This window comes from Acidovorax sp. NCPPB 3576 (assembly GCF_028473605.1).
Lineage (GTDB): Bacteria > Pseudomonadota > Gammaproteobacteria > Burkholderiales > Burkholderiaceae_C > Paracidovorax.
On the sequence record NZ_CP097267.1, the window covers coordinates 2,603,708 to 2,627,721 of the forward strand.

Consider the following 24,014-nt stretch of genomic DNA (forward strand, 5'->3'; position numbering starts at 1 on the left):
GGCCCGAAAAGCCGCTCCGGCCTGGGCCGCGCAGGCCCTAAACTCCGTCCATGCCTGTCGCGCCCGCGTCCCACTTCCGCCCGGATTGCCCTCCATCGGCGCGCGCCATGGGCCGCAGCGATTCCCCTCTGCCGGCGCTGCACGATGGGCTATGAAATCTTCTTTCTCGGCGGGCTGCATCTTCTGCTGATCGCCGTACTGGCGCTGCTGCCCGGCAGCGAGCTGCTGCAGCCGTCGCGGCGCACCCGGGTGCAGGCCGGCCTGGTGGCAGGGCTTGCCTCGGTGCTGATCATGGTGTTCACCCGGGCATTCGATCCCCTGTATGCCGATCTGCCCCACCCCACCGTGACGGCCGTGTGTGCGCTCATGTTCGGCCCGCTGGCCGGTGCCCTTTGCGCGGCGGCCACCGCCGTCGGCTTTTGGGTGCTGTCCGCCGGCCCGCTTAACGCAGGGCTGGGCGTGATCGCCTCGGTGCTGGCCGTGAGCCTGCTGTGGCGTGCGGTGCGCCAGGGCACGGGGCTGAATCTTTGGGTGGCGATCGTTGCCCTGGCCGCCTGCCTGCCGCCACTCATGCTGTGGTGGCGCGAAGGGTCGGCGGGCTTCTTGCCGGACGGAGACCTGCTGCCCTGGCTGCAGCAGATGCCCTGGCGCTATGGCATGGGCTTTTTGATCCTGGGCGGGGGCACGCAACTGCTGTGCGGCCGGGCCCAGTCGCTGCAGACGCTGCTCCGGCAGGAGCAAGAGCTGCTCATGGCGCTCGATGCCACCGGCGGCGGCCGCTGGGAGTGGGACGTGCCCCAGCGCCGGTTCTCCTACCGCGGCAGCTTCTATCAGGCCTTCGGGCTGGAAGACCGCGACACCCGCCGTGGCGCCGGCTCGGCGGCTCGGGATGCGAGCGACTGGCAGCGCTGGAACGAGCGCCGCCACCCCGACGACGCCGCCCGCCTGGCCACCTACCTGCAGCGCGCGATGGAGGGGCAGGAAGACAGCTTCAACGCCGAGTTCCGCATGCAGGACATAGAGGGCCGCTGGCGCTGGGTGATCGCCCGGGGCCAGGTGGCCGAGCGCGACGCGCACGGACGGCCGGTGCGCCTGGTGGGCATGGACCTGGACGTCACCTCCCTGCACGAGATGCAGGAGGCGTTGCGGCTGTCGGAGATCAAATACACCACCATCTACCAGATGCTGCCCGACCCCGCCGGGGTGACGCGGCTGGCCGACGGCTGCTACCTGGACGTGAACGAGGCCTTCACCGAACTGCTGGGCTACACCCGGGAAGAGACCTTGGGCCGCACCTCGCTGGAGCTGAACATCTGGGTCTACCCCGAGCAGCGCGCGCAGATGGTGGCGATGCACCGGCGCGACGGCTACGTGGACCGCATGCCCATGGTGGCCCAGCGCGGCAACCGGCCCATTCCCGGCCTGATGTCGGCGCGGCCCGTGACGATGTCGGGCGAGGAGTGCATCGTCTTCGTGTTCCACGACATGACGGCCGAAGAGCGCAGCCGCGCCCAGCTCATGGACGCCAACCGCCTGCTGCAGCAGGCCGGACGCATGGCCCGCATGGGTGCGTGGGAGCACATCGTGGGCGAGGGACTGGTGTACTGGTCCGATGTGTCGTACAGCATTCACGGCCTGCCGCCCGACGCGCCGCTGCCGCGCAACGATTACCTGGAGCGGTTCGTGGCACCGCCATTCCGCGAGATGCTGCGCGAGCGGTTCCGCCAGTGCATCGTCGATCAGGCCGAGTGGAGCATGGAGGTGCAGATCGTGCGGGCCGACGACGGGCGGAGCGTCTGGGTCAGCGCCAGCGCCGAGCCCGTGCTGGAGAACGGCCACGTCACCCGCGTGCGCGGCGTGATCCAGGACATCGACGAATCCCGGCGCGCTACCGAACGGCTGAGCCAGTCCGAGGACCGCTTCGCCCGCGTGTTCCGACTCATGCCCTACCCCATGGGCCTGTCGCGCCGCGATGACGGCGCCTACATCGACGTCAACCCCGCCTGGGAGGCGATGCTGGGCATTCCCCGGGACGAGGCCATCGGCCGCACCTCCGTCGAGCTGGGCATCGTCACGCAAGAAGAGCGCGCGGCGCTCGTGAAGTCCGTGCAGGACCGCACCGCCATCAACGGCGTGGAAATCACGATGCACACGCGCCACGACGGTTCGCGCACGGTGCTGCAGTCCATGCACTCCACCGAGATCGACGGCGTGCCGGCCTGGCTGTTCTCGGGGCATGACATCACCGAACGCAAGCGCATGGAAGACCAGGTGCGCGAGCGCGAGGCGCTGCTGTCGCTCACCATCTCGGCCGCCTCCATCGGCCTGTGGGACTGGAACCTGCAGACCGGCACGCTCACCGGCGACCGCCGCTGGCGCGACCTGCAGGGCCTGCCACCCGCCGGCGGCGACCCGTCGCCGGTGCACTGGACCGCCGGCATGGCGCCCGCCGACATCGAGGCGGTCACCACCGAACTGGCACGCCACACCGCCCACCCCGCCACGCCGTTCGACGCCACCTGGCAGATCGCGCTGCCCCAGGGGCCCGGCCGCTGGGTGCGCAACCTGGGCAAGATCGTGGACCACGACGAGGCCGGCCGGCCGCAGCGCATGCTGGGCGTGGGCATCGACGTGAGCAGCCAGCGCGTGCAGGAAGAGCTGCTGCAAAAGCTCGCCCATTTCGATGCGCTCACCGGCCTGCCCAACCGGGTGCTGCTGGCCACGCGGCTGCAGCAGGTCATGGCGCGGGCGCGTGAGCGGGGCCAGTTGCTGGGCGTGGCCTACCTCGACCTGGACGACTTCAAGCCCGTGAACGACCGGCTCGGCCACGACGCGGGCGACCGCCTGCTGGTGATCGTGGCCGGCCGTCTCACGCGGGCATTGCGCCCCGTGGACTGCGTGGCGCGGCTGGGCGGCGACGAATTCGTCATCCTGCTGCCCGACCTGGCGACCCGCGCCGACGGCGAGCGCCTGCTGCGCCGGGTGATGGAAAGCGTGGCCGCGCCCTACACCCTGGGCACTGAGCGCGTCGCCGTGACGGTGACGGCCAGCGTGGGCTACACCATCTACCCCGACGACGACGCGGACGCCGATGCCCTGCTGCGCCATGCCGACCAGGCCATGTACGCGGCCAAGCAGTCCGGGCGCAACCGCTTCCACGCCTTCGACGCCGCGCAGGAGCGCGCGCTGCAAAGCCACCGCGAACAGGGCGAGAAGGTGCGCGATGCCATCGCGGCGGGCGAATTCGCCCTCTTCCTGCAGCCCAAGGTGGACATGCGCCTGGGCACGGTGGTAGGCGCCGAGGCGCTGGCACGCTGGCACCACCCGCAGCGCGGCACCCTGTCGCCCGGCGCCTTCCTGCACCTCATGGACGGCACCGACCTGGAGACCGTCTTCGGCGAGTGGGTGGTGGACACGGCGCTGGACTGCATCGCCGCCCTGCTGCGCGCCGGCCTGCGGCTACCGGTGAGCGTTAACATCTCGGCCCAGCACCTGCAGCGCGAAGGCTTTGCCGACTGGCTGGCCGGCCGCCTGGCGCAGCGGCCCGACGTGCCCGCAAACCTGCTGGACATGGAGATCACCGAAAGCGCGGCGCTCTACGACATCGGCCACGTCGCGCTGCAGCTGCAGCAGTTGCGCGACCTGGGCGTCACGGTGTCGCTGGACGATTTCGGCACGGGGTACTCGTCGCTCACCTACCTGCGCCGCCTGCCCATGGACACGCTCAAGCTCGACCAGAGCTTCGTGCACGGGATGATGACCGACTCGGGCGACCTGGCCATCGTGCAGGGCGTGATCGGGCTGGCGCGCTCGTTCGGCTACTCCATCGTCGCCGAAGGCGTGGAAACCGTGGAGCAAGGGCAGATGTTGCAGCAGATGGGATGCGCGCTGGCGCAGGGCTACTGCATCGCCCGGCCCATGCCGGCGGATGAACTGCCGCAGTGGCTGGCGCAATGGCATGCGCCCGAAGGCTGGCAACCGCGGCGCGGGCTTTGACGGCAGGCCGGTTCCGCCAGAAACCGGCCACCGTGGCACCGAACGGCGCCGCGTAGCGCACCGCTGCATGCCGCGTGAGGCTTGGTGTCAAAAAGGCCTCCATCGCAATATCCACTAGGGCATATTGCTATACAAATAATAGCAAATGGCTGCACCGCCTGGCGACGATTCCAGCCGAGTCACCGGCTCGGCCCACCGCGGGGGCCGACAAGGCGCCCCGTTCAACACCCCTTTCGCTCGCGCAGCACGGCAAGCGCAGGGCTGCGCCTCGCCGGCACCACCCCGCCCTTGCCATTTCATTCTGAAAAACAAGAATGATTTAAATACATATAAGGCAATATTGATTAATGCCATAAGAATATCGTTGATATTTAAAATACTCATTCTCTGAATAAAATATTCTGGGCATCAACTGAGATAAAGTATTGCCGGACAGTTCATTTAAAGCAGGCTCGAATGCGATTGTTTTAAATGCCATTGATTTAAATGCCATTGGCATGGGGGCGATTTTTGGCAGCGTACGAATGACATGGCTGCATCCCTGTCGATACAAAGGTTATCAATGGATCACTGACGCCGCAACTGGCGGTTTTCACCTATGTTCTGCGACGCAATGCCAATGCGGATTCCGCCCTGGCATTTCGCACCAAAAATAATTCGGAGGTATGAAGAAGGTATGCACGCAATTGGTTTGATCGATAAGCAAAAACTGGGTTTGATCACCCACCACGACATCGATGCGTTTGCAGCCGATGGCGTGGAAATCGACATCGTCCTGTCAGGCATCTGCGGAACGGACCTGGCGGTCCTGTCCGGCCGGGAGGAAGGGCAAATCGGCGTCGTTCGCGGCCACGAAGCGGTCGGCGTGATCACCCAGGTGGGCGCAGGCGTCAAATACCTGCGCGCAGGAATGCGGGTGGTGGTGGACCCCAACGAATATTGCGGAACCTGCGAATTCTGCTCGTGCGGCCAAACCCACCTGTGCAATGGCGGCGCCAATGCGGCGCTGAATATCGCGGGGGTCAACAAGCATGGCACGTTTGCCGAACGCTTCGTCACCCGCGAGCGGTTCGTCTATCCCCTGCCGGACGACATGAGCTGGGAAACCGGCGTATTGATCGAACCCGTCGCCTGCATTTTGAACAACATCGACCAGGCAGCGATTCAGGCAGGCGAAAGGGTTTTGCTGCTCGGCTCGGGGCCCATGAGCCTGGTCGCGCAACTGCTTTTGCGCGCGATGGGGGTCAATACCCTCGCCACCGATCTGAACCCGCACCGGATCGAATTCGGCCGTTCGCTCGGACTGGAGGTCGTGCATCCCGACGACCTCGATGCCCGCATGCAGCAGGGCCACGTGGATGCCGCCATCGACACCGTTGGCAATCAGCTGGGAACGGCCGCTCGGTATATTCGCCGGGGCGGCAGAATCGTCCTTTTCGGATTCAACGGCAATTATCAATACCCGTTGCCCGTCAAGCATTTTCTTGTCAACGCCATCAGCATTATTTCCGCCGGTGAATATAACCAGCATTTTCCCCGTGCACTGCGCATGGCAAAAATGTTGCCCGAACTGGGCCGCCTGGTAACGCACCGCTACGGACTGGAGGCTTACGCCACGGCATTCGATGGGCTGCTGAACGACCCGTCCGTGCCCACGATCAAGGGTGTTTTCACGCCGAACCCGCAATACCTGTGACCTCGGCCATCAATCAAAAAAACCAAAGGGAGTTACCGTGAAGGTCACTGTATTCAGCCAGATTTCCATCGACGGCAAATTGACATTGGGGGGCAATGGGGCATCGAGCAAGGCGCTGTTCCAGCGTTTCAACGATGACGACATGCGCTTCATCCATAAATTTCGCGGCGAGGTGGACGCCATCATGGTCGGCCGCAAAACCATCGTCACTGACGACCCCCAGTTGACCAACCGTTATGAGGCCGGGCGCAACCCCATCCGCATCATTCCGACGGCATCGCTGGACTTCCCCGTGTCCGCCAAGGTCCTGAGTTCGCCCGAAGAAACCATCATCGCCACGACGGAGCAGGCGCGTGACCACGAGATGGTGGAGCAGATTCGCACCCAGGGAAAAGAAGTGATTTTCGTCGGCGCATCGCAGGTGGATTTCAAGCTGCTTTTCCCCTTGCTCGAAGCGCGCGGAATCAAGCACATCATGGTCGAGGGCGGTGGCCAGTTGAACTGGCAGATTTTCGATCTCGACCTGGTGGACGAAATCATCCTCATGCAATTGCCCATCATCATCGGCGGCTCGGAAACGACCACGCTGACCGACGGCGAAGGCTATCGAAACATCGAAATGACCAAGTCATTCAAGCTGCATGCCTTCGATGCGCGCTCCAACTACAACCTCATGCATTTCAAGCGCGAGCTGGCACCGCAAAGGACGCATTGATGCCGGAAATCCGCGCTGTCATTTTCGATATGGACGGGGTACTGATCGACAGCGAACCCCTTTATATGGAGCAGGAAAGGCTTTCCTATGCCCGCTACGGCGTGACCCTCGACACGGCAGGGCTGTCGCGTTTCGTGGGAACCACTCAGCGGTACATGTGGAGCACCATCAAGGCGGAGCATGGCCTGGCCGAGCCGCTGGATTTCTTGATGGCACAACACCAAAAGCAGGTGGTTCAGGCCATGGGTAATGCCCCTCTTTCGGCCATGCCCGGGGTGCCGGATTTTCTCGGTACGTTGAAAGAAGCGGAAATACCTTGCGCCGTGGCCTCGTCTTCTCCCGCTGAACTGGTGGGGGTGATTTTGCAGAAAACCGAACTGCGGCCTTTTTTCGATCATGTGGTGTGTGGAACGGACGTCAAAAACAGCAAGCCCGACCCTGAAATCTTTCTTTTGGCAGCCGGCCGGCTGGGTGTCGCTCCCCATGAATGTGCGGTGATCGAAGATTCGAGCCACGGCGTGGCCGCTGCCAAAGCCGCAGGCATGTTTTGCATCGGATTCGTCAATCCCCATTCGGGACTGCAAGACTTGAGCGCGGCGGATCGGTGCGTGCGCCACCATGACGAAATCGCGAAATGGTTTCTTGAGCAATGACAATGAAAAAATTCAATATCGCGGATTTGAACTGGATCAATCAGCCGGCGTCATCTTCCATCACCGAACAGGAAATCGTCATTCGCACCGCCCCGGATACGGATTTTTGGCAGGGCACCTACTACGGGCTGGAATATGACAACGCCCCTGCGCTCGTTCTTTCCAGCGAGGAAAAATTCTGGACCTTGAAAGCCAAGGTCGCCTTCGATTCCGCAGTGCACTTCGACCAATGCGGCCTGTTCATCTATCAGGACAGAAACCATTGGATGAAGAGCGGCATCGAATACCAGAGCAACGGCTATCAGCAATTGTTCGCCGTCGTGACGAATCATGGGTTTTCAGACTGGTCGATGGCCAATTTCGACCAAACCACGCAGACCATGCATTACCGGCTAAGCCGCCGGGGCAGCGATTTTCTGCTTGAAAACTCCCTCGATGGAATCCGCTTTAGCATGATGCGCATGTTCCATTTATTCGAAGCGCAAGGCGCGGTTCGATTCGGGTTCTTCGCCAGCAGCCCGGGCGACTCGTCATTCGACGCGCATTTCTCGGACATCGAGTGGACGGAATGCCTTTGGAAAGAGCACGGCTCCAACCGCTTCTAAGACATAAGCCATACCCATATCCATATTCACAATGAAAACTTCCGTCGATCAGAACCGCCGCGCGCTCTACGCCTGCTACGCGGCCATGATGTGCTTGGCCATCGCCCTGAACTTTCTGCCGGTGTATCTGACCACGTTCAGCGACACCTTCGGAAACCAGGGCGGGCTGACTGCGGAGCAGCTGGGGCGAATCCCGGCCATCATGTTCCTCAGCTTCATCATTGCCATCTTGGTGACCGGGCCTTTGGCGGACCGGGGCGATGCCAAGCGGATCATTCTTTTCGGGCTCGTCACCACCACTGCCGGCTTGGTGCTGGTCGGTTTTGCTCCGTCCTATGCCTTTTTGCTGTTTGCGGTCGCCGTGATGGGATTCGGCGCGGGCGTGCTGGACATGATCCTCAGTCCCATCGTGGTCGCACTCCAGCCCGACCGGCGCAGCGCCGCCATGAATTGGCTGCATGCGTTTTTCTGCGTCGGAGCGGTGGGTGCCGTGCTGATCGCCAGCATCGGCCTGAAATGGGATGTGTCCTGGCGCATGGTTGCCCTGGGCATCACGATCGCGCCGGTCGTCACCTTTCTGCTGTTTCTCGGATTGAAGCTGCCGCCCCTGATCCAGGAAGACGCGCAACGGGAATCGATGCCCCAACTGATCAAGCAGCCCTACTTCATCGCATGCCTGATCGCCATCTTTCTCGGGGGCGCCACGGAAACGGGGCTGTCGCAATGGCTGCCCACCTATGCGGAACAGGGCCTGGGGTATTCGAAGGAAGTGGGTGGCTTTGCCCTGGCCGGGTTTTCCGTCGGCATGGCGCTCGGCAGGATGGCCGCGGCCCTGCTGCATGAGCGCATCGCGCCGATTTCCCTGATGCTGGGCTGCTGCGCCGTGACCATCGGCCTTTTCTTCATCATCAGCTTTCCGCCAAGCCCGGCCGTGGCCATCGCCGCCAGCATCGCCGCCGGGTTTTCGGGCAGCTGCCTGTGGCCCACGATGCTGGCCATCACGGCGGACGCCTACCCTCGTGGTGGGGCAACCATGTTCGGCGTGCTGACCGCTTTCGGCAATGCCGGATGCAGCCTGATCCCCTGGCTGGTGGGGATCATCATCGAATACTCGGAAATCCACATCGGGCTGCTGGCCGTCGCCCTTTGCCCGGCGGGCATGATCGGCTTGCTCTTGTGGATGTCCCGACGGTCACGCAGGCAAGCACCGGCCCTGGCGCATTAGCGCAAAAGCCGGTTTTCATTAGCGAATCGGTGCATCAGCCCACCATTTCCTTCACCTGATGCAGTGCCGCCGGGTCTTCCATGGTGGTCAGGTCGCCGGGGTCGCGCCGCTCGGCCACGGCCTGCAGGGCGCGGCGCAGCAGCTTGCCGCTGCGCGTCTTGGGCAGTGCCGCCACGAAGTGCACGCGCGCCGGCCTCGCCACGGCGCCCAGGCGCTGGACCACCTGCTGCATCACCTCGCCCTCCAGCCGCAGGCGCGCCGCCTCGTCCGTGAGTACCGCCGCATCGCGCACCACGGCGAAGGCCATGGCCACCTGGCCTTTGAGCGCGTCGGCCACGCCCACCACCGCCACCTCGGCGATCTGCGGGTGGCCGGCGATGCTTTCCTCGATCTCGCGCGTGCCCAGGCGATGCCCGGCCACGTTGATCACGTCGTCGGTGCGCCCCAGGATGAAGTAATAGCCATCGGCATCGCGGATGCCCCAGTCGAAGGTGCTGTAGCGCATGGGCCCGGGCAGGCTTTGCCAATAGGTCTGCACGAAGCGGTCGTCGTCGCGCCACACCGTCTGCAGGCAGCCGGGCGGCAGCGGCCCCTCGATGGCGAGCACGCCCTTCTGGTTGGGCTCGGTGAGTTCGTCGCCCGTGGCCTCGTCGATCAGCTTCACGTCGTAGCCGTACATCGCGCGGCCCGGGCTGCCCAGGCGCGCCGCCTGCGGCTCCACGCCGCGGGCCAGGGTGAGGATGGGCCAGCCGGTTTCGGTCTGCCAGTAGTTGTCGATCACGGGCACACCCAGCGCATCGGCGATCCACTCTGCGGTCGGCGCGTCCAGCGGCTCGCCCGCCAGCCACAGGCCCTGCAGGCTGGACACGTCGTGTCTGCGCAAGAAGGCCGGGTCCTGCTTCTTGAGCACGCGCACGGCGGTGGGCGCCGAGAACATGTGCGTGACGCGGTACTTTTCCACCAGACCCCACCACACGCCCGCATCCGGCCGCGTGGGCAGGCCCTCGTACACCAGCGTGGCCATGCCGGCGATCAGCGGGCCATAGACGATGTAGCTGTGGCCTACCACCCAGCCGATGTCGCTGGTGGCGAAGAACACGCCCGGGCTCGGGCCGGCGCCTTCGGCCGCTGCAGCAGCCACGCCCACGCCCACGCCCACGCCGAAGATGTGCCGCATGCTGGCCGCCAGCGCCACCGCGTATCCGCCCGTGTCGCGCTGCACGCCTTTGGGTTTGCCGGTAGTGCCGCTGGTGTACAGCGTGTAGCTGGGGTGCGTGGCATCCACCCACTCGCAGGGCACGTCGGTGTGCAGGTGCTGCTCGCGCAGCGCCGCCCAGTCATGGTCTCGGCCGGCTTGCAGTGCCATGGGCGACAGGCCCCGGTCGATCAGCAGCACGGCGGCGGGCTGGTGGCGCGACTGGCCGATGGCCTCGTCCAGCAGTGGCTTGTAGGGCACCACTTTGCCGCCGCGCGAGCCGGCATCGGCGCTCACGATCGCCACGGGCTCGGCATCCTCGATGCGGGTGGCGAGCGACGCAGCCGCGAAACCGCCGAACACCACGGAGTGCAGCGCACCGATGCGCACGCAGGCCAGCATGGCGAACACCGCCTCGGCCACCATCGGCATGTAGATCAGCACCCGGTCGCCCTGCCCTACGCCCAGCGACCGCAGCGCGGCGGCCATGCGCTGCACTTCGGCATGCAGTTCGGCGAAGGTATAGGTGCGCTCGGTGTTCGTTTCGGTGGAGATGGCGATCAGCGCCGGCTGGTCGGCCCGCTGTGCCAGGTGCCGGTCCACCGCGTTGTGGCATAGGTTGGTCGTGCCCCCCACGAACCAGCGGGCGAACGGCGGCCGGGTGTCATCGCAGATCTGCTGCGGCGGGGTGTGCCAGTCGATCAGTCGGGCCTGCTCGGCCCAGAAGGCGTCGCGGTCGTCGAGGGACCGGCGGTGAAAGTCGGCGTAACGGGGCATGGCTTGTCTCCTTGGGATCGTTTTTTTGCCAGGACGAAGCCATTCTGCCCACCGATTCCGACGCCGCCCTGACGGCGGCAGGCCCGGCGCCACCTGTCTCAATGGGGCGAATTCCGCCACAGAGGCGCCATGCTCTCGTTTGCCCTCCCCAATTTGGCGCATGGCACGCATACACTTTGAAACATCGGGGCAAGGCGCCAACCCAAGTCACCCGAAACCCCTCCCCCTTTGCTCAGCGTCTGGAAGGCCCCTTCATGACCCCTACCCGTTTCACCATCGGACGCCGCCTGGCGCTGGTTCTTGGCACCATTTTGGTGCTGTTTTTGATCAGCTGCCTGTACGGAATCTTCCAACTGCGGGCTGTCACGCAGGAGATGAACGCCATGCTGACCACGTCGCTGGCGACGGAGCGGGCCGCCAGTGACTGGTATCGCAACATCACCAACGGCGCGCAGCGCGTGGCCGCGATCGCCAAGAGCAGCGACCCGGTGCTGGCCGACTTCTTTGCCGCCACTGCGGCCGAGTCGAGCAAGCAGTCGTCCGCCCTGCAGCAGCAGATCGAAAAAATGCTGGACAGCGATGCCGACCGGGCGTTGTTCGCCCAGATCGGCGAGCACCGCAAGGCCTACCTCTCCACCCGCGACGAGGTCACGCGCCTCAAGAAAGAAGGCAATGCCGAGGCGACGGCCCGCGCGTTCGCCGAGCGGTACGAGCCAGCCTCGATCAACTTCCAGCAGACCATGGGCAAGATGGTGGAGCTGCAGCGCAGGGAACTGGACGCGGCGGGCCAGCGCATCCGCGACGCCAGCCAGGCCGCCACCGGATTGCTGACGGCCCTGTGCGTGGGTTCGCTGCTGCTGGCGGCACTGCTGGCCTGGCGCCTCACGGTCAGCATCACGCGGCCGCTGGCCGAGGCGCGCCAGGTGGCCGAGCAGATCGCCGCCATGGACCTCACCGGCCAGGACCACGGCCGCCATGCCACCGACGAAACCGGCCTGCTGCTGCACGCCCTGGCCTCCATGCGCGGCGCGCTCGAAGGCTCGCTGATGGAAGTGCGCAACGTGGCCGACTCCATCTCCACGGCCACGCGCGAGATCGCCACCGGCAATGCCGACCTGAGCCAGCGAACCGAGCAGACCGCCAGCAACCTGCAGGAAACCGCCAGCTCCATGGAAGAGCTGACCGCCACCGTGCGCCAGTCGGCCGACTCCGCCGCCACCGCCAACAAGCTCGCCACCTCGGCCGCCGAAGTCGCCGCGCGCGGCGGGCAGGTGGTGACGCAGGTCGTCTCCACGATGGATGAGATCAACCAGAGCTCGCGCAAGATCAGCGACATCATCGGCGTGATCGACGGCATCGCCTTCCAGACCAACATCCTGGCCCTGAACGCGGCGGTCGAGGCCGCGCGCGCCGGTGAGCAGGGCCGCGGCTTTGCCGTGGTGGCCAGCGAGGTGCGCAGCCTGGCCGGCCGATCGGCCGACGCGGCCAAGGAGATCAAGGCCCTCATCGGCAACTCCGTCGAGAAGGTGGCGGCCGGATCGCGTCTGGTGCAGGACGCAGGCACGACCATGGAAGAGATCGTGAACAGCGTGCAGCGCGTGAGCGACATCATCGGAGAGATCACCGCCGCCACCTCCGAGCAGTCGGACGGCATCCGCCAGGTGAACACCGCCGTCAATCAGCTCGACCAGATGACCCAGCAGAACGCGGCGCTGGTGGAGGAGTCCGCCGCTGCAGCGGAAAGCCTGAACGACCAGGCCAGCCGCCTGGCTGCGACCGTGGCGCGGTTTCGGCTCAATGCGATGGGGAGCGGGAGCCTGGCGCGATCATCCATTGCCCTTGCTGGCAGTAACGTGCCGCGCCAGCTTCAATAAGAGCGAGAGGCGAGCCACAGAACTCCGCGTCCACAAGGCGAACGCATCAAGTCTCGGGCTTTCTCCATCACGCGCCCTGCGGACTTCACTGCGGCGGATCGCCTTCCGCCAGAGCCGGCCCAGTCGCTGCAGCCAGTCGATCCAGATACGCCCTCATCCGGGTTTCAAGTTCTGCGGGATCGGACGGTACGCTGCGGCTGGCGCCTTCCTTATCGCTTCGCTCATGGCTGCGCGGATATGAAATTGCGGGAACCGGCACGTCCAAAAAGGCACACAGCGCCTCCCAGCCATCATGGGCGGAAAACACCAGCAGGCGTTCGGCAGGCACTTCGTCGATGACTTGCTGGTTCCATCGATTGAAATAGTCGGTCATGAATGCTCGGTTGCCGATCTGCGGCCCGAAATCGCGCCTCATGAATTGGCTCAGGGCTTCCCCGGCAGTACCCAAAAGCGGTTTTCGTCCCTCAGGAGCAAAAATCGTCGCATCACCGATTCAAACCATCCCTCCGCATCTCGAACCGTCAAAATCACCTTGGCCTGCGGATAGTGGCCAAGCAGCTCGCGCCAGAAACAGCATCCCGGATAGTCGGTAGTGGCGGCATAGCCATCGAAGATCGCATCCCAGTCGGGACGCCCCTGGATGGCCTCGTTCCACAGGGGAAGGGATCTGCGCACAGTCGCGGCAGGCTTTGTTGCACAAACAGGCTCCATGACGCTGGTAGCGTTGGGGCATGAATGAAAGCCAAGGGCCAAAGACGCGCTACAAGACCACCAACTGGGCTACGTACAACGCGGCGCTCAAGGCCCGAGGGACGCTGACGATCTGGCTGGACAAAGACATGCAGTGGTACGCCTGCGGCAGTGGCAAGCGGGGTCGCCAGCAGACGTTCACGGATGCGGCGATAGAGTTTTGCCTGAGCATCAAATGCTTGTTCGGTCTGGCACTGCGCCAGGGTCTGGGATTGGTGCAAAGCTTGCTGCAACTGGCCGAACTCGATTGGCGGGTTCCCGACTTGCGGCACCATCAGCCGTCGCCAAAAGACGCTGCAGGTGCGGCTGCCTTATCGGCGCAGCAGCACAGCGCTGGATTTGCTGGTGGATAGCACGGGCATAAAGTTTCTGGGGGAAGGGGAATGGAAAAGAAAGAAGCATGGGGCTGAATACCGCAGGCAGTGGCGCAAGGTGCACTTGGGTATCGATGCCCACACGCTGGAGATTCGGGCCATAGAGGTGACGGACAACAGCGTGGGCGACGCACCCATGCTGCCTGAATTGTTGGCCCAGATACCGCCCGATGAGGCGGTCGCCAGCGTTGGAGGGGATGGCGCGTACGACACCAGGGGGTGCCATGCGGCAATAGCCCAAAGGGGGGCGCAGGCGGTGATTCCCCCGCGCAAGAACGCAAAGCCATGGAAAGAGACTTGGGAGGGAGCGTCTGTGCGCAATGAAGCGCTGCGGGCCTGCCAAAAGCTGGGGCGCGGTATCTGGAAGAAATGGAGCGGCTACCACCGAAGAAGCCTGGCGGAGACCAAGATGCACTGCTTCAAACGCCTGGGCGAACGGGTGATGGCACGCACGTTCGAGCGCCAGGTGACTGAATTGCATGTGCGTGTGGCACTGCTCAATCGCTTCACGCAGTTGGGACGCCCGACAACGGTACCTGCGGCTGCTGTGGCGTAGCTGCGTCTGGGGTAGGGGTTATCTCGGCCTGTTTCTGGTTTATGCAACAAAGCCATACCGGGACGGAGATATCGTTATTGCGAGCTACGCCAAGGCAGGCACGACATTTCTACAGCAAGTCGTGGCCCAGTTGCTATTCGCCGGGGATGAAGCTGTAGAAATATCAAAAATATCGCCTTGGCTGGACTCCGTATATCCCGATAAGGCCACGAAAATCAAGCTCGTGGAAGCGCAGAGCCATCGCCGCTTCCTTAAAACACACCTGCCTGCAGATGCTCTCGTCTTTTCCGAAACGGCAAAATACATCTACATAGGCCGCGACGGGCGCGACATTGCATGGAGCCTCCACGCCCATCAGGCTGCAGTCAGCCAGAACGCACAGGCATTGCTCGATCCAGGGGCCAACCCTTCGGGCCGCCTGCGGGTTGTTCCGCCGCCGCCGGCTTCTGTCATCGAGTACTTCAACGATTGGCTCGAGAAGAACGGCCATCCCTTCTGGCCGTTTTGGGAAGGGGTTCGTTCATGGTGGGCCATACGGAACGCACCAAACGTCCTGCTGGTCCATTTTTCCGATCTTCTCGAAAACCTGCCTGGCGAAGCGCAACGCATTGCTGACTTCATCGGCACGCCGATCGAAGAATCCCAATGGGACCGCATCTTGTCCCATTGTGCGTTCGACTATATGAAGGAAAACGCAGCCCGGTATGTTCCACAGGGCACCGGCCTGTGGAAGGACGGCGGCAAAGCATTCTTCCACCAAGGACGCAACGGTCGATGGCAAGGCCTGCTGCCAGCAGAAACCAACCAAAAATACCAGCAGCTCGCCATCGATGAACTGGGCAGTGAATGCGCCCGGTGGTTGGCTAGCGGCGAATGCCACCCGTCCCGCCAGCGCTGAGAGAGGGGCCTGCTGACCACCTCGCTCCTCTGCCTGGGGTCATGAAAGGCGTGCATCGCAGCAGCGCGAGGCTTATCGCACCAGCGCCAGCAAATCCTTGAAAGCCGGGTGTTCCGCCGTGCGGGCCCATTCGAAGATCACCATCTCGGTCGTCACCAGTTCGGCACCCGCGCCAGCAAGGCGGTCGAAAGCAGCGTCGCGGTTGCGCTCGGTGCGGGAGCCACAGGCATCGGTCACCACGCACACGTCGAATTCGTCTTCCAACAGGTCCAGCGCGGTCTGCAGCAGGCAGATATGGGCCTCGCAGCCAGCGATGACGATGGCGCCGGGCTCTTGCGCCGTGGGCTGGGGTTTCTGCAGGTGCTTGGGCAGGCTTCGCGCGTTGCCGGCGGGTGGCTTGGGCTCGGGGCGCAGCCATTCGCCCAGGCCTTCCTCGGCAGCGCTGAAATGCATCTTGGCCAGTGTCTTGCGGCACAGCGCGCGCAGCGCCGGGTCGTTGGGCCCCAGGCGCGAGGGGTTTTGCTCGGTGCCCCACACTGGCACCTCCAGCAGTTGGGCTGCCCGCGCCAGGCGCAGCGCATTGGCCAGCACAGCCGGGCCTTCGTAGATGACCGGCATCAGGCGTTCCTGGTAGTCGATCAAGACGAGTTGGGATTCGGAGGCATCGAGCAGCATGGGCGGGGTGCACAAGGCAAAAGGTGAAAGATGCGGGGATTGTCGCAGCCGCACCTGGCGGCGCGGGTTCCTTGGGGCAGCGCGCGCGCCCCTTCGCCGAGCGTTCAGCGCGTCAGGCGCAGCAGCCGGCCTTGGGGGCCATCGGTCAGCAGGTAGATCCAGCCGTCAGGGCCCTGGCGCACGTCGCGAATGCGCTCGCCCACGCTGCCGAGCAAATATTCGTCGCGAACCACTTTGCCATCCGCGACTTCCAGCCGGTGCAGACGGCTGAACTTGAGCGAGCCGATGAACAGGCTTCCCCGCCAGTCGGCGCCGTAGCGGTCGCTGGTCAAAAACGCCATGCCCGAAGGGGCAATGGATGGCACCCAGTAGTGCAGCGGCGGTTCCATGCCTTCTTTTTGCGTCAGGCCTTCGCCGATCTTGCCGCCGCCGTAGTTCTCACCATGGGTGACGACGGGCCAGCCATAGTTGCGGCCGGCCTGCGGCACATTGATCTCGTCGCCTCCCTGCGGGCCATGCTCGTGGACCCACAGGCGGCCGTCCGGGGCGATCGTCGCGCCCTGCGGATTGCGATGGCCCCAACTCCAGATTTCGGGCAGCGCGCCGGCCACGGACGGGTTGCCCGGGCCCGGCGAGCCGTCCGGTTGCACGTGGATGACCTTGCCCAGGTGGCCGTCGAGCTTTTGCGCGTCTTCCTTGCGGGAGGAGCGCTCGCCGACCGCCATAAAGATCGATCCGTCACGCGCCTGTGCGATGCGGCAACCGAAGTGCAGCGAACTCTGCACTTTGGGCCGCTGGCTGAAGATCACCCGCACATCGCTCAAAGCGGTTTCGCCGGGGGGCAGTATCGCGCTCGCCAGGGCGGTGCTGTTGCCGGAGTCTCCCTTGGCCGCGGGCTCGGAATAGCAAAAGAAAATGCGCCGGTTGCGCTCGAAATCGGTGTCGGTCACCACATCCAGCAGCCCGCCCTGCCCGCCGAACACGACCGGCGGCACGCCGGCAATGGGCGGGTTGAGCCGGCCATTGGCATCGACCACGCGCAGGCGCCCGGACCGCTCCGTCACCAAAAATCGCCCGCCGGGTAAGAACGCCAAACCCCATGGGTTGGCCAGATCCTGCGCGACGGTGATCGTGTTCGCCTGCGTCTTGGCAGCCTGGGGAATGACGGGGGGCGCAGGCTGGGCACCTGCCGATCTCCATCCCGCAGCCATGGCGACGGCAGCGCCCGATGTCAGCGCAATTCGCAAAAAACGGCCCAAACGTGCAGATTTATCAAATTTCATGGGGCGGAAATTTTGTAACGATGGTAGCCGCTGACGCAGCGTAGCTATGAAAGGGACGTGAAAAGGCTTCGAGTGCCCCGTGCAGAAGATCGTACGCGAGCTGATCCATAGCCAAAAGCCATGGGGCATGCCATTTGCGACATTTCTTGCTAATGGACGCGCAAAGACGCGTGTTACCCTCGCGCCCCATGTCTAGATGGATTTGCCTATTGTTGCTGGCTTGCGCCAGCGCCCACGCCGCCCCCAACAATGCGCCCTCTGATGATTTGGACCGACTCGTTCGCGAGAAGACCATGCTTTCGCAGTTGCAGGAAGCCCGGCACAACGTGCAGGACAAGGCCGGTGAACTCGTCGCGACCGCGATGGGATTTCTCGGCGTGCCCTACCGCCGGGGTGGCAACAACGTGGAAACGGGATTCGATTGCAGCGGATTCATCCGCACGATCTACGGGCAGGCCGCAGGTCTGATACTGCCCCGCCGGGCCGACCAGCAGGCGGCGGCCACCGAGACGATCGAGAAAAAAGACCTTCAGCCCGGCGATCTCGTCTTCTTCAACACCATGCGCCGCGCCTTCAGCCACGTGGGCATGTATGTCGGTGACGGCAAGTTCATTCATTCGCCCCGCAGTGGCGCCGAAGTCCGGGTGGAGGACATGCAAGCGTCGTACTGGCAGCGCCGTTTCAATGGTGCACGCCGCGTGAGCATCGAAGAAACCGACGCGAAAACGTCCACCAACTGACCTTTTTTGCGCCGGGCGCCATGCGCGCATGTTGCTGTTCAAAGCCGCTCAGGGCTTGATGACGGTGGTGGTTTCAGTGCTGCGGATGGGCTCGCCCACCACGTTCACCGGCTTGGCATCGGGGTTGCGGAGCATTTCGCGTGCGGCGGCCATATCGGCCTGATAGCGTGCGCGTGCCTGGGATTCGCACGACTTGCGCGCCGCAGTCGTCTCTGCGCTGCGGCACTCTTCCATAGCCACCTTCAAACCACCGCCCGCTTCGCGTATCGCTGTCTGGTAGCGCTGCGCGGGCGTGGTGTCGGGCCGTGCGCCACGGTCCAGCGATGCCTGGTCGCTTTGCGCCAGAGCCGTGGCAGGCAGCAGGCCTCCCCCGGTAACGGCAGCCAGCGCCAAGACGGTGACGGACAAGAAGGTGCGGGTGGAACGGATGGGCATGAGCTGTCCTTTCTTTTCTTATGGAAGAACCCTGACCTTATCCAGCCGGGAATCGGCCTGCCGCGGGATTCGCGCGCGTCGGTCTGTCGGCGCGCTCCCACATCGGTCGCCTCGGGTTGGGCCATTTGATGACCAGCCGTCTTGCACCCCGGGTCGCTGGGCCGTTTCTCCTAAAAAAACCTTATTTTTTGTCAAAGCCACAGTGCGTTTCGTCCGACATGAAGCCTTGTGACCGGCCGGGTAGATTCGCCCTATCTCAACCTTTACAGAAAGTGCCTGCCCATGTTCTCCGTCCTCGGTGTTCTTCTCGTCGGTCTCGTGGTGGGTTTTCTCGCCCGCGCTCTCAAACCAGGGGATGACAAGCTCGGCTGGATCATGACGGCATTGCTCGGCGTGGCCGGCTCGTTTCTTGCCACCTACATCGGGTTGGCGATGGGTTGGTATCAGGAGGGCGAACCGGCCGGCTGGATCGCCTCCATCCTGGGCGCTATCTTGCTGCTGGTGATCTACGGCTTCATCAGAAGCAAGAAATAACAGGCGGCAGCTCTGTGGCGAAACGTGTACCCAGCGCCTCGGCACTGGCCGGCAATGATCCGGATCTGCTGGCCGCCGTGCAGCGCAGCCGGCGCATCCTGCACCGTCGCGCGCTGATGGCCGCTGCCGCGGGCACCGTGCCCATTCCCGGCCTCGACTGGGCGGTGGATGCGGCGCTGCTGTCGCGCCTGGTGCCGCAGATCAACGCCGAGTTCGGCCTGACGCCCGAGCAGATCGACCGACTCACGCCGCACAAGCGCGAACAGGTGCAAAAGGCGGTCGCGCTGGTCGGGTCGGCCCTGATCGGAAAGTTCGTCACACGCGAACTGGTCATCCGCGCCACCCGGGCCGTGGGCATGCGCCTCACGGCCAAACAGGCCGCCAAGTACGTGCCGCTGGCAGGCCAAGCCGTGGCGGCCGTGCTGGGCTACACGACGCTTCGCCTGCTGGGCGAGCAGCACCTTCGCGATTGCGTGGAGGTTGCCAAGGCGGCGCAGTTGACATTGCCTGGGCCAACAGACCCGTCCAAACGCTGACTGGCCGTATTCGATCAGTCGGCGCGGAGCCGGACGGCAGCCGCCAGCCCGGCAAAATGGTCGGCCATGCCCCAGAGCCCACCGCCGTTCAGTTCGTCTCCTTCTCCGCGCCCCGCCATGGCGGCCAAAGCGCGTGAGTACGCCATCGGCGCCTGGGTGGCCGCGCTGCAGCGCCAGGCCGATGCGGCCGCACTGGCCCGGTTGCCCGCCCTGTCCGATGCCGATGCCGCCCAGGTGATGGCGCAGCTGCGTGGCGAATCCGTTCTTGAACCGTCCACGCAGCACTCCCCGGCATCTTCGCCACCGAAAAGGCGTGAGAGCGCCGCAACGGCACGTCAAACCCTTCAGGACGACCCACCGGCCACCCTCGGCCAACTCCAACCCCGCCTCACGCTACAAACACTGAGCCGTGGAGATGGCCTGCTGGGCTTGCGCCCGCACGGGCCGATCGGTCCGCGCGGCGATCAGGTGACGCTGGCGCGCATCGACTGGACCTACCGAACCCCTGCTGGTGCCATCTGGGATACGCCTGCCCCCACCTCCGTGCTCAACAGCCGCCCGCCGTCCGTGCAGGAGTTGTACGACACCGGAGGCCCCGTGGTGCGGCTGCAGCGCGACGTGGGCGCAGAGGCCGACGCCATCGACCTGGTACGCGATATGGGCCTGCTGCCCGTGCCCGATGCCAGCCTGCAGTGGCGCGACCGCGCACGCGCCCCGGTGCTGGGCCCCGTCTGGACGCTGCCGCAGGAGGCCGCCTTCGGCGACTTCTGGGCGGAGCAGGTGCCCCGCCTGCAGGCCCACGGCTGGGCGGTGGCGGTGCTGCCCGGCTTCGCGCATGAGAGCGTTCCCGTGCAGCGCTGGACGCTGCGCATCGACCCCGACACCGGCGAACTGCTGGGAAAGGAACTGGCCGGCCCGCTGGGCGAGCGCCAACGCCCGGTGCAAAAGCTCCACTTGCCCGAACGCGAAGGCGCTTGGCTGCTCAGCCTGGGGATCGAGGTGGACGGCGAGACGCTGGACCTCGCCCCCTTGCTGGCCGATCTGCTCAAGCGCGAGCCGCGATGGCTGAATGCCGCGCAGATGGCCGCCATCGACGACCACGCCAGCATTTCGCTGCGCGCCCCTGGCGGGCGCCGCATCGATGCGCCCGCTGCGCCGCTCAAGGCCATCATCGGCGCGATGGTGGATCTGCTGACCGATCCACTGCGCAATCACCCAGGCCGGCAGCGCCAGGATGGCGATCCGCTGCGCCTGGGCCCCTGGGAGATCCGCCGCATCGAAGCCTTGCGCGCAGGGCTGGTGCAGGCGCACCGCGTGGGCACCGTCAGCGGGTGGAACAACGCCTGGCAACTGCAGGGCGATGCCGGCCTGGCCCAATTGGCGCAACGGCTGAAGGCCACCGGCACGCCGCCCCCCGTGGCAGCGCCCGCCGGGCTGCAGGTGCTACTGCGGCCGTATCAGCTGGACGGCCTGGCCTGGCTGCAATACCTGCGCGCCCAGGGCCTGGGCGGCATCCTGGCCGACGACATGGGGCTGGGCAAAACGGCGCAGGCGCTCGCCCATGTGCTGACCGAGAAAGAGGCCGGCCGCCTTGCGCACCCCGCGCTGGTCGTGCTGCCCACCTCGCTGCTCTTCAACTGGCAGGCCGAGGCGCAGCGCATGGCGCCTGGATTGCGCGTGCTCAGCCTGCACGGCACCGGCCGGCGAGAGCGCTTCGCCCGGATCGCCCAATACGACCTGGTGCTGACGACCTACCCGCTGGTGTGGCGAGACATCGACGCACTGGCGGCGCAGCCGTTTCACCTGCTGATCCTGGACGAGGCGCAGATCGCCAAGAACGCCGGCAGCCGCAGCGCCCGCGCCCTGCGACGGTTGAAAGCGCCGCACCTTCTGTGCCTGACCGGCACGCCGCTGGAAAACCACCTGGGCGAGCTGTGGGCGCAGTTCGACTTCCTCATGCCCGGCTTTCTGGGCGACGCGCGCAGTTTTTCCCAGCGCTGGCGCAAGCCCATCGAAGACAACGGCGAAACCGTGCGCGCGCAGGTGCTGGCCCGGCGCGTGCGCCCTTTCATCCTGCGCCGCCGCAAGCAGGACGTGGCCACCGAGCTGCCGCCGCGCACCGATGTCGTGCTGCGCGTGCCGCTGCAGGGACGCCAGCGCGAGCTGTACGAAGCCGTGCGCGCTGCCGCCGACAAGCAGGTGCGCCGCGTGCTGCAGCGCCAGAGCTTCGACGGCGCGCAGATCACCCTGCTCGACGCCCTTCTGAAGCTGCGGCAGGTGTGCTGCGACCCTCGCCTGGTCAAAGGCAGCGAGGCCGCCCGGGCGCATCCCGCCACCATGGAGCGCGCCAAGCTCGAGTGGCTGGCCGACACCCTGCCCGCCCTGGTGGCGCAAGGCCGCCGCGTGCTGGTGTTTTCGCAGTTCACCGAGATGCTCACCCTGGTGGCCCAGGCGCTGGATGCGCTCGCCCTGCCCTGCCTCGCGCTCACTGGCGAGACCCCGCCCCGCGCGCGCGGGGCCGTGGTGCGGCGTTTTCAGGCCAGTGACGACCCCGACACGCCACCCATCCTGCTGGTCAGCCTGAAGGCTGGCGGAGTGGGCCTGAACCTGACCGCCGCCGATACCGTGATCCACCTCGATCCCTGGTGGAACCCTGCCGTGGAAGAACAAGCCACCGCCCGTGCCCACCGCATCGGCCAGGACCAGCCGGTGTTCGTCTACAAAATCGTGGTGGAGGGCAGCATCGAAGAACGCATGCTGGAGTTGCAGGCGCGCAAGCAGGCACTCGCGCAGGGTGTGCTGGGGCACGACGCGGCAGGCGCCGCCAAGTTCAGCGAGGCGGACCTGAACGCCCTGCTCGCACCCTTGGCTGAGCCGCAAGACAACCCGCTGGCGATTCCCGCGCATGACGCGGTCCGATGGGGTGGCACGGGTGTGCGGCGCTGAAGGCACTGTCCAATCCTTTTAATTCATGGAATCAGAGTGTTTTAGCCTTCACGCCCTAGATAATCATGCGGTGGCAGCTATTAAATTAATAGCAAAACACCGTCTGGACGCGCGGGCGACCCCATCCATGTGCGGCACCCGGCCAAAATGGCGCCATGACGACGACCCCGCCCCGCGAACCCCGGTACTGGCTCATGAAGTCCGAGCCACAGGAATGCTCCATCGACGACGCCCTGGCCGCCCCGGGCGCCACCGTGCCCTGGACCGGCGTGCGCAACTACCAGGCGCGCAATTTCATGCGCGACGGCATGCAGGTGGGCGACGGCGTGCTTTTCTACCATTCCAGTTGCCCCGCGCCAGGCGTCGCCGGGCTGGCGCGCGTGGCCTCCGCCACCCGGCCGGACCCGACGCAGTTCGATCCCGAATCGCCGTACCACGACCCCAAATCCAGCCCGGACCAACCGCGATGGCTGCTGCTGGATGTGCAGGCGCTGCGCAAGACCCGGCTGCTGTCCCTGGCCGAGCTGCGCGCCCGCCCCGAGTTGGCCGGCCTGCAGGTGCTGCAAAAAGGCAGCCGCCTGTCCATCACGCCCGTGGAGGCCGCAGATTGGGAGCGGGTGGTGGGCTTGCTTTAGGCCGCCTCCTGCCGGTGGCCTCAATCGTCGTCGCGCAGGTGCCTGGCCAAAAAAGCCGCAATGCGCGTTTCATAGGCGGCTGAATCGAACGCGTGCAGATCGACATGCGCCGCGCCGTCCACCACCCACAACTCTTTCGGGTCGTCTGCCGCCGCGTAGATGCGCCGGGTTTCCGCCAACGGCGTGTGGCGGTCTTCCGATCCCGCGGCGATCAGCAGCGGCGTGTTCAGCGAGGGCATTTCGGCGATGGGCCGCAGTTGGTCCGCGGAAATGTCCAGCCACACCGGAAGCTGCCACAGCAGCAGCGGCGTGAACCACCGGCCGACCGGCCCCAGATGAAGGGCCAGGCGGTCGGACACAGCGTCTTCGAGCGTTGGAAACATCGACTCCAGCACCACGGCGCTCAAGGAGACATCGGCCCGCGAAAGCACCAGCGAGGCGGCTCCCAGCGAGACGCCGATCACGCCGATCTTTTCGTCGGGCAGCGCATCGGACAGGTAGTCCAGCGCCGCTGCAACGCCCTGCGCTTCGTTCCAGCCGAAGGTCACGCGGTCCCCGGCGCTCTCGCCATGGGCGGGCAGATCGATCAGCAGCACGGAATAGCCCAGGCGATGCAGGAACCGGGCCCGGCCCAGCATCTGCCGGCGGTCCGCGCTGATGCCATGCAGCAGCAGGACGGCCCCGGCGCCGGCATCGCCACGCACCATCCAGCCCGAGATCGACTGGCCCATGAGGGTGTCGAACTGGACGCGGCTGGCTGGCAGATCCACGGGAGCCGGGCCGATCGATCGATGGTGGGGGCGGCTCAGCATTTCACCTGCACCGTACAAGACAGCCAGGCATGCAAAGGCAGCAGCCAATGCCGCAAGGATTCGACGTTTCATGGCAGGGATGCTATCGAATCGGAGGCACGCGA

Annotated in this window: 20 protein-coding genes and 1 pseudogene; 14 read left to right on the forward strand and 7 right to left on the reverse strand. The window is 65.1% G+C overall.

Annotation, left to right across the window (positions count from 1 at the left end):
• The first annotated feature begins 144 nt into the window (after positions 1–144).
• The 6 genes from M5C98_RS11970 (at position 145) to M5C98_RS11995 (ending at position 8,890) form a co-directional block, all read left to right on the forward strand.
• Positions 145–3,996, forward strand: a complete 3,852-nt coding sequence (locus M5C98_RS11970; RefSeq protein ID WP_272553003.1) for a sensor domain-containing protein — start codon at positions 145–147, stop codon at positions 3,994–3,996.
• Positions 3,997–4,672: 676 nt separating this feature from the next.
• A complete protein-coding gene (locus M5C98_RS11975; protein WP_272553004.1) occupies positions 4,673–5,692 on the forward strand; it encodes a zinc-dependent alcohol dehydrogenase in 1,020 nt (339 codons plus the stop codon).
• Complete coding sequence (locus tag M5C98_RS11980; RefSeq protein WP_272553005.1) at positions 5,661–6,407, forward strand: dihydrofolate reductase family protein; 747 nt, start codon at positions 5,661–5,663, stop codon at positions 6,405–6,407. The genes M5C98_RS11975 and M5C98_RS11980 overlap by 32 nt, the downstream gene beginning before the upstream one ends.
• Positions 6,407–7,060 carry an HAD family hydrolase gene (locus M5C98_RS11985; protein ID WP_272553007.1) on the forward strand — a complete coding sequence of 218 codons (654 nt, stop codon included), beginning with the start codon at positions 6,407–6,409 and terminating at the stop codon, positions 7,058–7,060. The genes M5C98_RS11980 and M5C98_RS11985 overlap by 1 nt, the downstream gene beginning before the upstream one ends.
• A gap of 2 nt (positions 7,061–7,062) precedes the next feature.
• Entirely contained in the window at positions 7,063–7,665 is a 603-nt protein-coding gene (locus tag M5C98_RS11990) for a DUF1349 domain-containing protein (RefSeq protein WP_272553008.1), read from the forward strand.
• Between the two features lie 31 nt (positions 7,666–7,696).
• Positions 7,697–8,890: an MFS transporter gene (locus tag M5C98_RS11995; RefSeq protein WP_272553009.1), complete on the forward strand. Its 1,194-nt coding sequence runs from the start codon at positions 7,697–7,699 to the stop codon at positions 8,888–8,890.
• Positions 8,891–8,924: 34 nt separating this feature from the next.
• Here the strand turns inward: M5C98_RS11995 and M5C98_RS12000 are convergent, their stop codons facing one another.
• Positions 8,925–10,862 carry a propionate--CoA ligase gene (locus M5C98_RS12000; RefSeq protein ID WP_272553011.1) on the reverse strand — a complete coding sequence of 646 codons (1,938 nt, stop codon included), beginning with the start codon at positions 10,860–10,862 and terminating at the stop codon, positions 8,925–8,927.
• A gap of 254 nt (positions 10,863–11,116) precedes the next feature.
• Here M5C98_RS12000 and M5C98_RS12005 point away from each other — a divergent pair, with 254 nt between their 5' ends.
• Positions 11,117–12,736 (forward strand): methyl-accepting chemotaxis protein, encoded by a 1,620-nt coding sequence (locus M5C98_RS12005; RefSeq protein WP_272553012.1) that lies wholly within the window; start codon positions 11,117–11,119, stop codon positions 12,734–12,736.
• An 85-nt stretch (positions 12,737–12,821) separates the two neighbouring features.
• Here the strand turns inward: M5C98_RS12005 and M5C98_RS12010 are convergent, their stop codons facing one another.
• Together M5C98_RS12010 and M5C98_RS12015 are read right to left on the reverse strand one after the other, a co-directional pair.
• The gene (locus M5C98_RS12010; protein ID WP_272553014.1) at positions 12,822–13,151 is read right to left on the reverse strand and encodes a sulfotransferase; all 330 of its coding nucleotides are present in this window, start codon (positions 13,149–13,151) and stop codon (positions 12,822–12,824) included.
• A gap of 8 nt (positions 13,152–13,159) precedes the next feature.
• The gene (locus tag M5C98_RS12015) at positions 13,160–13,411 is read right to left on the reverse strand and encodes a sulfotransferase (protein WP_272553015.1); all 252 of its coding nucleotides are present in this window, start codon (positions 13,409–13,411) and stop codon (positions 13,160–13,162) included.
• A gap of 56 nt (positions 13,412–13,467) precedes the next feature.
• On the opposite strand from M5C98_RS12015, the pseudogene M5C98_RS12020 reads away from it, so the two are divergent.
• Positions 13,468–14,416, forward strand: a pseudogene (locus tag M5C98_RS12020) (IS5 family transposase).
• On the forward strand, positions 14,340–15,314 hold the full coding sequence (locus M5C98_RS12025; protein WP_272553016.1) for a sulfotransferase domain-containing protein: 975 nt from the start codon (positions 14,340–14,342) through the stop codon (positions 15,312–15,314). Before M5C98_RS12020 ends, M5C98_RS12025 begins: the two are co-directional and overlap by 77 nt.
• A 72-nt stretch (positions 15,315–15,386) precedes the next feature.
• Here the strand turns inward: M5C98_RS12025 and M5C98_RS12030 are convergent, their stop codons facing one another.
• Positions 15,387–15,989, reverse strand: coding sequence for an isochorismatase family protein (locus tag M5C98_RS12030; RefSeq protein ID WP_272553260.1), 603 nt, complete (start codon positions 15,987–15,989; stop codon positions 15,387–15,389).
• 104 nt (positions 15,990–16,093) lie between these two features.
• Complete coding sequence (locus M5C98_RS12035) at positions 16,094–17,200, reverse strand: PQQ-dependent sugar dehydrogenase (protein ID WP_272553017.1); 1,107 nt, start codon at positions 17,198–17,200, stop codon at positions 16,094–16,096.
• A 260-nt stretch (positions 17,201–17,460) separates the two neighbouring features.
• On the opposite strand from M5C98_RS12035, the gene M5C98_RS12040 reads away from it, so the two are divergent.
• Positions 17,461–18,012, forward strand: coding sequence for a C40 family peptidase (locus M5C98_RS12040; RefSeq protein ID WP_272553018.1), 552 nt, complete (start codon positions 17,461–17,463; stop codon positions 18,010–18,012).
• 48 nt (positions 18,013–18,060) lie between these two features.
• Here M5C98_RS12040 and M5C98_RS12045 read toward each other — a convergent pair whose 3' ends face one another.
• Positions 18,061–18,447 (reverse strand): hypothetical protein, encoded by a 387-nt coding sequence (locus tag M5C98_RS12045; protein ID WP_272553019.1) that lies wholly within the window; start codon positions 18,445–18,447, stop codon positions 18,061–18,063.
• A 282-nt stretch (positions 18,448–18,729) separates the two neighbouring features.
• Between M5C98_RS12045 and M5C98_RS12050 the strand changes: the two genes are divergently transcribed.
• From M5C98_RS12050 to M5C98_RS12065, 4 genes are all read left to right on the forward strand, one after another.
• Positions 18,730–18,981, forward strand: a complete 252-nt coding sequence (locus M5C98_RS12050; RefSeq protein ID WP_272553021.1) for a GlsB/YeaQ/YmgE family stress response membrane protein — start codon at positions 18,730–18,732, stop codon at positions 18,979–18,981.
• A gap of 14 nt (positions 18,982–18,995) precedes the next feature.
• Complete coding sequence (locus tag M5C98_RS12055) at positions 18,996–19,517, forward strand: hypothetical protein (RefSeq protein ID WP_272553023.1); 522 nt, start codon at positions 18,996–18,998, stop codon at positions 19,515–19,517.
• Positions 19,518–19,634: 117 nt separating this feature from the next.
• Positions 19,635–22,463 carry a DEAD/DEAH box helicase gene (locus M5C98_RS12060; RefSeq protein WP_272553024.1) on the forward strand — a complete coding sequence of 943 codons (2,829 nt, stop codon included), beginning with the start codon at positions 19,635–19,637 and terminating at the stop codon, positions 22,461–22,463.
• 155 nt (positions 22,464–22,618) lie between these two features.
• Positions 22,619–23,098, forward strand: a complete 480-nt coding sequence (locus tag M5C98_RS12065; RefSeq protein ID WP_272553025.1) for an EVE domain-containing protein — start codon at positions 22,619–22,621, stop codon at positions 23,096–23,098.
• 20 nt (positions 23,099–23,118) lie between these two features.
• On the opposite strand, the gene M5C98_RS12070 is transcribed toward M5C98_RS12065, so the two are convergent.
• On the reverse strand, positions 23,119–23,982 hold the full coding sequence (locus tag M5C98_RS12070) for an alpha/beta hydrolase (RefSeq protein WP_272553026.1): 864 nt from the start codon (positions 23,980–23,982) through the stop codon (positions 23,119–23,121).
• Positions 23,983–24,014 lie beyond the last annotated feature (32 nt).